11 protein-coding genes and 1 rRNA gene are annotated in these 12612 nt (G+C 39.0%); 2 read left to right on the top strand and 10 right to left on the bottom strand.

Annotated elements, in window-relative coordinates; all coding sequences use genetic code 11:
* A 5S ribosomal RNA gene (gene rrf / locus GJV22_RS21230) occupies positions 1 to 80 on the top strand; the annotation flags it as partial.
* 624 nt (positions 81 to 704) lie between these two features.
* Here the strand turns inward: rrf and GJV22_RS21225 are convergent.
* The 10 genes from GJV22_RS21225 to hpt form a co-directional block, all read right to left on the bottom strand.
* A complete protein-coding gene (locus GJV22_RS21225) occupies positions 705 to 2117 on the bottom strand; it encodes a sugar transferase (RefSeq protein WP_163718455.1) in 1413 nt (470 codons plus the stop codon).
* Positions 2118 to 2295: 178 nt separating this feature from the next.
* Positions 2296 to 2691 carry a VanZ family protein gene (locus tag GJV22_RS21220; protein ID WP_163718453.1) on the bottom strand — a complete coding sequence of 132 codons (396 nt, stop codon included), beginning with the start codon at positions 2689 to 2691 and terminating at the stop codon, positions 2296 to 2298.
* A 20-nt stretch (positions 2692 to 2711) separates the two neighbouring features.
* Positions 2712 to 3767 (bottom strand): mannose-1-phosphate guanylyltransferase, encoded by a 1056-nt coding sequence (locus GJV22_RS21215; RefSeq protein WP_163718451.1) that lies wholly within the window; start codon positions 3765 to 3767, stop codon positions 2712 to 2714.
* A 14-nt stretch (positions 3768 to 3781) separates the two neighbouring features.
* Positions 3782 to 4867 (bottom strand): GDP-L-fucose synthase family protein, encoded by a 1086-nt coding sequence (locus GJV22_RS21210; protein ID WP_163718449.1) that lies wholly within the window; start codon positions 4865 to 4867, stop codon positions 3782 to 3784.
* Between the two features lie 61 nt (positions 4868 to 4928).
* Positions 4929 to 6083 (bottom strand): GDP-mannose 4,6-dehydratase, encoded by a 1155-nt coding sequence (gene gmd / locus GJV22_RS21205; RefSeq protein WP_163718447.1) that lies wholly within the window; start codon positions 6081 to 6083, stop codon positions 4929 to 4931.
* Between the two features lie 962 nt (positions 6084 to 7045).
* Positions 7046 to 7612, bottom strand: coding sequence for a UpxY family transcription antiterminator (locus tag GJV22_RS21200; RefSeq protein ID WP_163718445.1), 567 nt, complete (start codon positions 7610 to 7612; stop codon positions 7046 to 7048).
* Between the two features lie 1201 nt (positions 7613 to 8813).
* Positions 8814 to 9503, bottom strand: a complete 690-nt coding sequence (locus tag GJV22_RS21195) for a phosphatase PAP2 family protein (protein ID WP_163718442.1) — start codon at positions 9501 to 9503, stop codon at positions 8814 to 8816.
* A 4-nt stretch (positions 9504 to 9507) separates the two neighbouring features.
* Positions 9508 to 10503 (bottom strand): GTPase ObgE, encoded by a 996-nt coding sequence (gene obgE / locus GJV22_RS21190; protein ID WP_163718440.1) that lies wholly within the window; start codon positions 10501 to 10503, stop codon positions 9508 to 9510.
* 89 nt (positions 10504 to 10592) lie between these two features.
* Positions 10593 to 11165, bottom strand: coding sequence for an adenylate kinase (locus tag GJV22_RS21185; protein ID WP_163718438.1), 573 nt, complete (start codon positions 11163 to 11165; stop codon positions 10593 to 10595).
* Between the two features lie 23 nt (positions 11166 to 11188).
* Positions 11189 to 11728, bottom strand: coding sequence for a hypoxanthine phosphoribosyltransferase (gene hpt / locus GJV22_RS21180; RefSeq protein ID WP_163718436.1), 540 nt, complete (start codon positions 11726 to 11728; stop codon positions 11189 to 11191).
* Between the two features lie 280 nt (positions 11729 to 12008).
* On the opposite strand from hpt, the gene purE reads away from it, so the two are divergent.
* Positions 12009 to 12515, top strand: a complete 507-nt coding sequence (gene purE / locus GJV22_RS21175; RefSeq protein ID WP_163718434.1) for a 5-(carboxyamino)imidazole ribonucleotide mutase — start codon at positions 12009 to 12011, stop codon at positions 12513 to 12515.
* Positions 12516 to 12612: the final 97 nt, after the last annotated feature.

The following is a 12612-nucleotide window of genomic DNA, read 5'->3' as shown; positions in this document are numbered from 1 at the left end:
TTCCCATTCCGAACAGAGAAGTTAAGCCCGCCAGCGCCGATGGTACTGCATTTATGTGGGAGAGTAGGTCGTCGCCCTCTTTTCAAGCCCGTTGTTCTCCAGAGCAACGGGCTTTTTTTATGCTCGAAAAACCGAGGCTTCCATCTAAAACCCCACACCCACAGACACAGGATCACGCCAAAAGCTATCTTCCGGGATCCGGAGGGCTAATTGCCCAAAGGTCGCTCCAAGCTCCCTACTCAACTCAACTCAACTCACAGTCCAGTCGATCTTCGTTCTCTTTTCCATAGCAGTTGCCGGGTTTGTCAAGATACCTTGGAATCAGCAAGGCCATTCGGGAAGGTATCCTTTTCAGCTTTCTCTTTGATTGCCGCTATTTAAACTTTACCCTTTCGTTGTTTGATCTAGGTAACCTAGTCGCTCTGACATTGCTGGTAAAGTCTAAACCTTGGTACCCGGACTAGGTGGTCAAAAACAGGCAGAGCCTTTGTTTTGGGGTGGCTTACCGGCAACCGGTAATTATCGCATGAAAAAATGCATTTAAAGCTTAACTGTACTGTACAGTCAAGTGTTGCACTATTGGGATCGTGTTTCTTTGTGAGAAGTATTTAAACAAGAAATGCCCGAAGGTTAATACCTTCGGGCATTTCTTGCACGTAGTTTAAGAAGTCCGATTTAAAAATTTCAATATTCGAATAGTTGATTTAGCTGCCATCGCCAATAAGAACAACTCTTACGGTTCTGAATATTAATTCGATATCTTTTTTAAATGACCAATTGTCGATATATTCTAAATCAAGTTTCATCCATTGGGTGAATGGAATATTATTTCTTCCTGATACTTGCCATGTACAGGTTAAACCTGGTTTCATACTGAGACGACGAATTTGCCATCTTTCATATTTTTCGACTTCAGAGGGGAGAGGCGGTCGTGGACCAACAACAGACATATCTCCTCGAATAACATTCAGAAATTGAGGAATTTCATCGAGAGATGTTTTTCTTAGAATACGACCAATTCTCGTAACACGAGGATCCGATTTAATCTTAAAGACTGGCCCTTCTTGTTCGTTTTGTCCCGCTAATTGAGCTTTTAACTCTTCCGCGTTTACCACCATTGTCCGAAACTTAAAACAGTAAAAACGTCGTCCATTCAGCCCCGATCGTTCTTGTTTGAAAAAGATTGGCCCTCCATCGTCAATTTTGATTGCTATTGCAATGGCTAATTGGACAGGGAATGTCAATACGATTACGCCTAAGCTAAAGAAAAAGTCAAATATCGACTTAAGTTTCAGTTCCAAGTAGTTATCGGGTGAGTTCTTGTGTGAGATGAAAGGGAGTTGACTTATTTTGGAAAGAACGGGGCGCGAATTTTTTTCTTGCATCGCTGGATCTAACTTAGTTTGGTAGTGAAATCCTACACCAATCTCCGAGCAATCATCTAAAAAGGTCTTAATTTCAGCTTGGTTTATTCCCGAGCGACAGTAAATTACGTCGTCAATAGGATTAGCGTCGATTAGAGGTTTTATATTGGATCGCATTGAGATTATATTATAGTCGACGGCATATTTGTGCTTAATTTCTTCGCAATCGGTCATAATACCCCATATCTGGAAGCCCCAATCTTTCGTATTAATTATTTCCTCAATATTAGGGATACATTCGCTATCTGCAATTATCATTATTTGTTTTGAGTTGAAACCCCGACGACGTAGGTATCTCATTACGAAGAATACAAAATTATTGTAGCCGGTAAGAATAAAGAGGTCAAGTATGCCGAAGTATAAAATTTCGGGAATGCTAAGTACGTCATACCGAAGAATAATATTTATGGCGAATAGAAAGCACACGGCAGTGATTACCGATTTGATATATCCTTTCAGAATTGATCGGGATCCAGCGGTTCTGGCTATTGACCCCATCCCATAGATATCCAGAATGATATACCAAAGTAACGAGATAATTACAATGGCATTTTTTAGCTCTCGAGTTAGACTTAGGTAACCTATTTCATTGCCATCTGTAAAAAGTCCAATTGCAAGAAAACACAATATTGTTAGAATAACTTGTATCGCAATGCTGAGTTTAGCAAGGACAATTTCACGTTCTTTATACATGACTTATAATTTTAAATAAATAGAGTGTAGAATTAGTTTTATAATCGCAATGTATGATGCGAGGAAGAGGTCCTGTTTTATGCACGCATAAATTAACTTTAAACGGAGTTAATAATGCAGTTAATTGAACTCATCCAACAGGCATGCATCTAATTACATAATAGTTATTAAGAAATGACTAAACGATCTTATTTGCTATAAAGTATCGATAAACAATCCAACCGGAAATAAAACCAATGGAATTGGCTATGAGGTCATAGACTGAAAATGAGCGATTGAATGGTAGAATAAACTGTAAAATCTCAATAAGAAGACCGAGTGAAAAGAAGCCTGAAAGAATCAATATTGTATTGATTCTGGTCTTCATTAGTTTAAGTGTCGTGAAGGCTGAAAGAGTTAATACGAAATATAAAGTGAAGTGAACAATTTTATCCAGGTTGGGAATACCTTCTGCTTTGGGTAAATCAGTTGCAGGCATCAGGCACAACACAAAAATTAGAAATGTCCAAAATAAAGTAAATCCTTGTCCTAATCTGTAGTTCCGAATACCCGGGATAAAATTGTTCTCGACCATTTTCTAGAATAAAAAGAATATTATTCCTCTGTGTCTTTCAGGAATTGTTTTATTCGCTGTTCTTCTTTTTTGCTGCAGATCAGCAATGTCCCATTTGATTCAACAACGATGTAATCTTGTAGACCCTGTACCACTACTTGTTTTATTGTACTGGTATGGATAAGATTATTTGAACTTTCATAAAAGCCTGTTTTTGATGCGAATGAAACATTATCATCAGGTAATTTCTCGGCTTTTTCCCAAAGTGCGCTCCAAGTGCCTAAATCGGACCAAGAAAACGTAGCCTGCTGCACATAAAGATTCTCTGCTTTTTCCAGAATGCTGTAATCGATAGAGATATTTTCACATGTTGGAAATGCCGCATTAATAAAATCGGCTTCAGCATCTGTGTAAAGTTTATCAAAGCCACTTTCAAAGATCGCTGCAAGGTCAGGATTGAATTTTTCAAAGGCATCAATGATGGTCGAAACAGACCAGAAGAAAATTCCTGCATTCCAATAATAGCCGCCTTCATCTAAATATTGTTTTGCAGTGTCAAGGTTGGGCTTTTCTTTAAAAGCTTTTACTTTGGCTATTTCTGCGTCTTTATCGGTTGTTTGGATATAACCATAACCGGTCTCCGGTCTTCTGGGGATGATACCTAAAGTTAGTATTGAATCGTTTTCTTCAGTGAAACGAAGTCCGGTTAAAACAGTGTCTTGAAAAATATCTACCTCTTCGATCACGTGATCTGCAGGACTTACTACAATATTAGCTTGAGGATTTAATTTTTTGATTTTGTAAGATGCGTAGGCGATACAGGGAGCCGTATTTCGCATGCACGGTTCAGCTAAAATATTTCCATCCAGTATTTCCGGATATTGCTCTTTCACAATTGAGGTATAATTAGCAGAAGTCACAACCAGAATATTCTCGACCGGGCAAACTGTTTTAAAACGATCTATGGTATGTTGAAATAGTGTACGGCCGGTCCCCAGCATATCTAAAAACTGCTTCGGTTTTTGTGCTGTACTAGCTGGCCAAAATCGACTTCCGATACCGCCGGCCATGACAACTAAATAGTTATTTGTATTCATTTTTTATTTCAATATTAGGATTGATACCATTTGATTATGCGGTCAATGCCCTCTTCTATTTCGATGCCGTGCTTCCAACCTAACCCGTGAAGTTTTGACGGATCAGTAAGCTTTCTCATTGTGCCATCCGGTTTCGACGTGTTGAAATAGAGTTCTCCATCAAAACCGACTTTGCTTTGGATTAACTCTGCCAAATCGCGAATGCTGATTTCCTTTCCTGTACCGATATTGATATGTGTGTTCCGGATTTCTTTTGAATCAGTTGGTGAAACATTACTGAAATCGATATTCTCCATCACGAAAATACAGGCATCAGCCATGTCCTCACTCCAAAGAAATTCCCGCATCGGTTTTCCTGTGCCCCATATCTCAACAGCATATTTCCCATCGCGTGTTTTAATGCCATATTTTTCGAGAATATTTAGGATAGTTTCTTCCGAGGCTTTGTCATCAACTGACTCAACAGGACGTTTTTTCAAATCTTCCCGAATTGCGACCCAGTTTGCTTCAGAAAGACATTTTCCTAAATAGATTTTGCGGAATAGTGCCGGCAATACATGAGATTTCTCTAAATCGAAATTATCATTAGGACCGTATAAGTTCGTTGGCATTACCGAAATAAAATTAGTGCCGTACTGGATATTATAGCTTTCGCACATTTTTATTCCTGTTATTTTGGCAATAGCGTATGGTTCATTGGTATATTCCAGCGGTGAGGTCAATAAACTATCCTCAGGCATTGGCTGAGGAGCTTCTCTTGGATAAATGCATGTACTTCCGAGGAAAAGCAACTTTTTTACTCCGTTTATGTAGGCCTGGTGGATGACATTATTTTGGATCATCAGATTTTCATAGATAAACTGGCCGCGATAAACATTATTAGCCATGATGCCACCTACTTTAGCGGCCGCCAGAAAAACATAGTCCGGTTTTTCCTCAGCAAAAAATCCGGCAACGGCATTTTGGTCTGATAAGTCGAGTTCTCTATGTGTTCGAGTCACAAAATTTGAATACCCTTTTTCCTTCAAACCTTTCAAAATTGCTGAACCGACCAATCCTCGGTGACCTGCAATATATATTTTGCTATCTTTTTCTATCATTGGTTTATTTTGAAATGCAAAGTTAAACGCAGAATTTTAAATGGATGGAAAAAGAATCATATTATTCAAAATAATTCAATGTTTGATAACCACCTTTGTTTAGGTAAGCATCTTTCTGCATTAATTTGACATCCGACTGCATCATATCTGCAACCAGACCTGCTAAATCATATTCTGGTGTCCAGTTCAATTTGGTCATGGCTTTTGTCGGATCACCAATCAATAAGTCAACTTCTGTAGGACGGAAATACATAGGGTCGACATGCACGATGTCACTGGTCTGATCCGTGATCCGTTTTTTCATGGCTTCCAAGTAATCTGCGCCAACCTTTGAGATAAACAAGCTTTCGTCAACGGCAGTTATTGTACCTACTTCGTCGGCTCCTTCGCCAGTAAACGAAATTTCCAAACCAACTTCAGCACAAGCCATTTTTATAAAATCGCGAATGGTAGTTGTGATACCAGTTGCGATAACATAGTCATCCGGCTCATCTTGTTGAAGGATCAAATACATTGCTTTGATGTAGTCTTTGGCGTGTCCCCAGTCTCGTTTGGATGACAAGTTGCCCATAAATACGTTTTCCTGCATGCCCAAAGCAATTCGAGAAATGGCTCGTGTTACTTTTCTTGTAACAAAAGTTTCACCGCGAATTGGGGATTCATGGTTGAAAAGAATCCCATTGCTAGCGTGCATTTTGTAAGCTTCACGGTAATTTACAGTAATCCAATATCCATACAGTTTAGCTACGGCATAAGGTGAACGAGGATAAAACGGAGTGGTTTCTGATTGAGGAACCTGTTGTACCAAACCATACAATTCGGATGTTGAAGCCTGATAAATTCTGGTTTTCAATCCAAGTAAACGAACAGCCTCTAGTATCCTGAGAGTTCCTATTCCATCTGCATTTGCAGTATATTCAGGTGTGTCAAAGCTGACTTTAACATGGCTCATTGCTGCTAGATTATAGATTTCGTCTGGCTTGACTTCCTGTATAATTCGGGTAAGATTCATACTATCAGTTAAATCACCGTAGTGTAAAATTAAATTCCGGTGATCTGTATGTGGGTCTTGGTATAAGTGGTCAATGCGATCCGTATTGAACATCGAAGACCGACGCTTTATACCATGGACAATATAATCCTTTTTTAGTAAGTATTCGGCTAAGTAAGCACCGTCTTGTCCGGTTATTCCAGTAATTAAAGCAACTTTTGACATATTAAATATTTTTACTTGATGGTTATTGGTAAAGGAACTACACTTATTTTTTTTTTCTACGAATGTCCATTATAATGTTCACCCGATTGAGGTGTATGTAACTGTTGAGCATTGATACCATTTCATTATTGTTCCGAATCAAATAGGGCCCAATTCGTTCTGAAGATGAAACTTCATTTGCACTCAAGATTTCGCCCAGGACCAAGCACGAAGATTTTGCTTTTGAGAAATAGTATAAGGTCACATGCAAATCAGTTTGTGTGCAAGCCTCTTCGATGTCGTGATTAATACTTCTAATTAGATCTTTGACCTGACCTAGGATAGAAAAATTACTTGATACTGATCGGATGTCTATCATATTTAGGGAATTAACCATTTCATCTGATTTTTTCCAAAGATCAAAATTTCTAAAGTGCTTGAAATGCATCTGAAAGCCTCTAAGTTGTGGGTGGGTTTATCTATTTCAATTCATTTACCTTCTCTGTCTTCAAATATGTCAATAAAGGATGCATACTAAGAAGGAGAGCAAGGGTAGATGAGATCGTTGCTAATGGCTATCATTGGTCCAGCGACTTCATTGCAGAACTATTTAATCGAATTTGAAATAATACCGGTTTTAGAGTACGGTAGAATTCGGATATTCCCGTTTTGTAGTAAGTTTCCCATTGAAGAAGAAGATCAGTCGATCAAATTCATCTTCAATATGGCACAAGGAAGTTCAATAGTATTTTGCTGAATTCAATTTATTCGAAAGTTGGAATCGACTGTCATAAATTATAAAGAAATAGGTCGTCTTTTGATCGGTACTTTACAATAAAGGCGTTCATGAGAGTAGTTTTCTATTATTTAGGGTGCCCATCCTGATTTCAAACGAGTATCGAGACCGCCGTATTCTAAAGTTGACAAAATCGAAATATTTGCTTATTTATAAATCTAATCGCGTCGAAAATGCAGTGTAGTTGCTATGCGCTGAGCAGTGATTGAACAAGCTTCTTGTGAGTGCTGATTAAGTTCGGTTTGTAAACTTCCACATCTTTTGTCGCGATGTCAGTAAGAATACAATATCCAAGGTTTTTAAATCGCAGAGCGATTCTACTCTTCCCTCTGAATTCGACAATGTCACCTACGACACCTTTCATTGGTCCATTTACAACAATGACTTTACGTCCTTCTTCCAAGTTGTCGTATGTGACATCAATTTGTTGATTGTAGCCGCAAAGGAATACTTGCAAATCATTCAGTTGTTTTTCAGGAATAGATGCTGCTTTTCCCCCAAAAGAGACATATGCGACAGCACCTGGTGTATTCAGAACATTGAAATACTCCCGATTACTTACTTTAACAAAGATGTAGCCTTTCAGTAAAGGTTCTTCGATTGTTTTTATCCGATCACTCCACCGTCTTTTTTCGGTCCTGAGAGGTAAATAACTTTCGATCCCTTTAGACTGAAGGCTAGCATGCACCTTTTTCTCGAATCTGGATTTCGTGTATAAGGCAAACCATTGGTAATTTGAATTAATTAAACTCATAATCGGTCATTTTGAGGATTAATAATTGTATTTGATTGCAGATCGTTCTTTTATTATTTGATGTTTTTACACAGCTTCGCTTCCTGACTCACACTGGTCGCGTTCTTTGAAAATCAAATCTTTCGTAATATTTTGACTTTCTATTTCTGTCTTTTTAGGACAATAGAAGTCTCATTACCAATTTTCGATTTGATATTGCTCTGTTGGTTGCGAATTAGGTTTTAGAAAATAGAAGGGCAATGCCTGTTAAGAATTGCGTGATTTCTATCGAATTGCTTTAATTCAAAATTCCGACTTATTTTGACCGAATTCAAGTAGTGAATACACGCAAAAAAAGACGTCCGTATCTTAAATTACATGCAGTCAATATATTAAGAAAGTGTTTTAAAACATATAGAATAAGTCAATGGGTAATTTCACCCATAGATGAGTGTGAACCTTCTTGGATATTGGAATAGGAGTGGTGGAAACCCGACTTAATTAGGTGATGGTTTCCATTTGTCGTATCAAAAAACTGGCGTTGATAATTCGAGTAATGTCGATTTTTTAGTGTTTAGTCTAAACGTGCGCTGTCGTTGGTTGCGTTCATTTTGTAGTAAAGTGTTGTCCGGTTTGCTGTAAAGGATGTTTTTGGATTTTATTTGCTCGATAATGAAGTATAAATGACCGTGGTTCGTTGATTTGTAATAGCCGCTTTGTTCGTGCTTTTGCTCCTTCTGGTTTCTCAAATGAATTTGGCTCCTTAAGCATCTCTTTTATTCGGACAAAAACAGGTATTCCTCTTTTTATTGTATCTATTGTTTGTGGCAAGTGCAATAGTTCAGTATAGGAAGAGAAGAGGCTTCCATGGGTAAATAAATCTGGATAGAACGAGTAAGGTGGTTTAGACCTAAGAATTGTTCTTCGGAATAGAAATGATCAAATTGGACATTCAAAGCCGTTAGTTCATTTTTTCCAATCAAGACAGGTCGATCCATGATTGTTTTCTAAGTCAATTTTAATGATTTTCAGAACGGAGTATAGGAGTTCTGTCACATATAATTGCGTAGTGGTAACCGGATAGGGGAGTGGGATGGAGAGAAGGCATTAAGAATGCCTCGAAATATGACGGAACCCGTGAAAGACAAGACTCCTTTGTTTTGTTTGAAACTTTTTATGTTGGAATATCTTGTTGCAGGTAATGGTTTTTTTACGGTTCAGCTTATTGCTGGAGCCAACCGAAATGTTGCAGGCGATTGACCAATAGAAGGGTTGTAAAAACGAAACATAAAACGATAATTAATATGTAGCGGAAATCTTTATTCCGAAGTTTCGTATCTGCAAGTTTTGGAAGTCCCAACACGAAAAAACGATTGTCTAGGTAAATCAAGAGTCGATATATGCCGTATCCCAAGGCTGAACCAAAAACAATCCCGGTTAAAATATCGAATGGAAAGTGAACTCCAAGGTATATTCTACTGTAACTGACGAAAGTTGCCCAACAAAATATGAGAATATTGAATCGACGGTTCTTGAAGATGAAAGATGTGTAAGTCGCGACAGCAAACGTATTGGCTGCATGAGCTGAAAAATAACCATATAGACCACCTCGTGAGAGCACATTATGCACAAGGTTCTGCATGCTTGGATCGTGTGATGGTCTGAATCTCTGAACGGAATCTTTGATTAGTCCCGAGAATTGGTCGGCGACTAAAATAGCCAAAGCTAAAAGGATTAAAATCATAATTGATTTCATCCGGTAGCGGCGAATGATATAATATAACATGACCGCGAAGAGCAACATCCAATACTCAGTACGGGTGAACAGAGCCATAACGACATCCCAAAAGGGAGAATGCATTCCGTTTAAATAAAAGAAAATGGATTTATCAATGTCGATTATGTGCTCCATGAAATTATTGCGGTTTATTCAGTATCTTCCAAATAGTATCTTTTAATTGTGTAATCCCGTAACCCGTAACCGACGATATGTATTCGTGGGGAATATCTTGTAGCTCTTTGCTGATTTCACGCTTCAGTTCGTTGTCCAGGAAATCGGATTTGCTGATGACTAAGAATCGTTCTTTATCCAACAATTCAGGGTTGTACTTTTCCAACTCACTCAAAAGAATGAAATAATCCTTCCGGTGATCTTTACTGTCGGCCGGAACCATAAAGAGTAACATGGAATTTCGTTCAATATGTCGGAGGAATCGAAGTCCCAATCCTTTTCCTTCGTGCGCACCTTCAATAATTCCTGGTATGTCAGCCATAACAAACGACTGATTATTACGGTATGCTACGATACCTAAATTTGGAGTAAGCGTTGTAAACGGATAATCGGCAATTTTAGGTTTGGCGGCTGAAACGACCGACAAAAGAGTGGATTTTCCGGCACTTGGAAACCCAACTAACCCAACATCAGCCAGTACTTTCAGTTCAAGTATTTTCCACCCTTCAACACTTTGTTCGCCAGGTTGAGCATAACGAGGTGTCTGGTTTGTAGGTGTTTTGAAATGGTTATTTCCTAAACCTCCACGTCCACCTTTGACCAGGATCTGAGTTTCTCCATCGTGGGTAATTTCAAATAGAAATTCACCCGTTTCGGCGTCTTTAGCAACCGTTCCTAACGGAACGTCGATGACTATATCTTCACCATCGGCACCACTACTGCACTGCTTGCCGCCCGATTCGCCGTGACCGGCAAAAATGTGACGTCTGTATCTTAGGTGAAGCAGGGTCCACATTTGAGCATTGCCCCGGACTATAACATGCCCACCACGGCCACCGTCTCCGCCGTCAGGTCCACCTTTAGGAATGTATTTTTCACGACGAAGGTGTGCAGAACCGGGTCCTCCATTCCCTGAGCGACAAAAAATCTTTACGTAGTCAACAAAATTGTTTTCGGCCATTGTGGTTTAAAAAATTGAATGTATGCAAGATATATAAAAAAAGACGAATGCATGGATTACATCCGTCCCTTGGGCAATACTTTTAAAGGCTATAATGCCTTAATAGCTTCAGATAAACGGGCGGCAATCTCGTCAATAGACCCCATTCCTTTAATTCCGAAGTGTTTATTTTGACCGGCAAAATAGTTTTTCAGTGGCAATGTTTTTTCATTGTAAACATTGATGCGGTTTTCGATAATTGATTCATCTTGGTCATCAGAACGTCCCGACGTTTTTCCGCGGTTTAACAAGCGGGCAATCAATTCTTCTTTTGCAACTTCAAGGCTTAACATCGCTGAAACCGGAGTTCCGTTTGCGTTCAACAGTTGGTCGAGTGCTTCAGCCTGTGCAACTGTACGTGGGAAACCATCGAAGATGAATCCTTTGGCATCCGTGTTTGCTTCCAGTTTGTTCTTAATCATCCCGATTACAACTGAGTCCGGAACTAGTTCGCCATTGTCCATGTAGCGCTTCGCTTCAACTCCAAGTGGTGTTGACGATGCAATTTCGTTACGTAATAAATCTCCGGTTGACAGGTGAACCAACCCGAAGCTTTCGATCAAAAATTCGGCTTGAGTACCTTTGCCTGCTCCCGGTGGGCCGAATAAAACTAAATTCAACATTTTACAATATATTTTAGATGGGATTATTCAACGACTTTGAAAATGTCGATTAGGTTCCGGCCTTTACCGTCGTAATCGAGTCCGTATCCGACAATGAATTCATTCGGAATTTCCAATCCAATGTAATCCAGTTTTACATCTCGTTGCAGCGCATCAGGCTTTAGAAGCAAGGTTGCTACTTGAACTTCTGCTGGATTCTTTGATTGAATTTGGGCAATTACATTCTCAATGGTGATGCCAGTATCGACAATATCTTCGAGTACAATAACTGTACGTCCCGCCAGATCCTCATTTAGCCCAATTAGTTCTTTCACAGTTCCTGTGGTCGAAGTTCCTTGGTAAGATGCTAGTTTTACAAATGAAATTTCAGCGTCGAGCAAAGTAATCCGTTTAAAAATCTCAGCTGCAAACATGAATGATCCATTCAGAATGCAAAGAAACAGCGGGTCCTTTCCCTTCAGGTTCTCATTCATCTCGTCAGCAATTTTTTCAATGACTGAACGGATTTTCTCGTAAGGAATAAATAATTCAAATTCTTTATCGATAATCGTGATTTTTCCCATTACCTTTTTGACTTTAAACTGGATAAATGATGATCAAAGATTGTTTTTAATATCTTTTAATTTCGACTATTTTAGCCTTGATTTTAAAAAGCTGCAAAGTAACGAAAAATAATCGCTCGAATGATCGTCAATAGCTGATTATTTTCACTTTAACTTGAATGAACGGATTAGCGGTCGTAATTTTGCAGCGAGATGAGTGGACAGTTTTAAAGGAAGGATTGAACCTGATGGCGAATAAACTTGTTTCGGAGATGTTTACAGTGATTTTAAAACAGATATAATGGAACCAAAAGTTAGTATTATTATGGGCAGTACTTCTGATTTGGGAGTAATGGAAGCTGCAGCAAAAATTTTAAACGAGTTTGAAATTCCTTTTGAAATTAACGCTTTGTCAGCTCACCGCACTCCAGAAGAAGTTGAAAAGTTTGCTAAAGGAGCTAAAGACCGTGGCATAAAAGTGATTATTGCCGGAGCAGGAATGGCGGCTCACTTACCTGGGGTTATCGCAGCGATGACACCGCTACCCATTATTGGTGTGCCAATTCGGGCCAGCCTAGACGGTATGGATGCTTTGTTGGCAATCGCTCAAATGCCTCCCGGAATACCGGTTGCAACAGTCGCTATTAACGGTGCTCAGAATGCCGGAATTCTGGCTGCTCAGATGATTTCGCTGGGCGATGCAGAAATGGCAGAAAAATTGGTGCAGTTTAAAGAGAACTTGAAAACCAAAATCGTTAAAGCCAATAAAGATCTGGCGGAGATTAAGTTCAAATTCAAAACTAACTAATCGAGTTTCTGTCGAATAAACGTTGTTTCAATGGGTTTACTTGTTGTGAAACATAAATACAATAAACTGGAATAACTTTTTTGTTTAGAATAGATGT

Origin of the sequence: Mangrovibacterium lignilyticum, from assembly GCF_010882175.1 — a bacterium.
Classification (GTDB): Bacteria; Bacteroidota; Bacteroidia; order Bacteroidales; family Prolixibacteraceae; genus Mangrovibacterium; species Mangrovibacterium lignilyticum.
This window is presented reverse-complemented; position numbering and strand designations above follow the sequence as displayed.

Excerpts from the sequence above, each read along its gene's own strand:
- gmd (WP_163718447.1), bottom strand. The coding sequence starts at position 6,083 with ATGTCAAAAGTTGCTTTAATTACTGGAATAACCGGACAAGACGGTGCT.
- GJV22_RS21210 (WP_163718449.1), bottom strand. The coding sequence starts at position 4,867 with ATGATAGAAAAAGATAGCAAAATATATATTGCAGGTCACCGAGGATTG.
- GJV22_RS21195 (WP_163718442.1), bottom strand. The coding sequence starts at position 9,503 with ATGGAGCACATAATCGACATTGATAAATCCATTTTCTTTTATTTAAAC.
- GJV22_RS21215 (WP_163718451.1), bottom strand. The coding sequence starts at position 3,767 with ATGAATACAAATAACTATTTAGTTGTCATGGCCGGCGGTATCGGAAGT.
- GJV22_RS21225 (WP_163718455.1), bottom strand. The coding sequence starts at position 2,117 with ATGTATAAAGAACGTGAAATTGTCCTTGCTAAACTCAGCATTGCGATA.
- GJV22_RS21220 (WP_163718453.1), bottom strand. The coding sequence starts at position 2,691 with ATGGTCGAGAACAATTTTATCCCGGGTATTCGGAACTACAGATTAGGA.
- purE (WP_163718434.1), top strand. The coding sequence starts at position 12,009 with ATGGAACCAAAAGTTAGTATTATTATGGGCAGTACTTCTGATTTGGGA.
- hpt (WP_163718436.1), bottom strand. The coding sequence starts at position 11,728 with ATGGGAAAAATCACGATTATCGATAAAGAATTTGAATTATTTATTCCT.
- obgE (WP_163718440.1), bottom strand. The coding sequence starts at position 10,503 with ATGGCCGAAAACAATTTTGTTGACTACGTAAAGATTTTTTGTCGCTCA.
- GJV22_RS21185 (WP_163718438.1), bottom strand. The coding sequence starts at position 11,165 with ATGTTGAATTTAGTTTTATTCGGCCCACCGGGAGCAGGCAAAGGTACT.
- GJV22_RS21200 (WP_163718445.1), bottom strand. The coding sequence starts at position 7,612 with ATGAGTTTAATTAATTCAAATTACCAATGGTTTGCCTTATACACGAAA.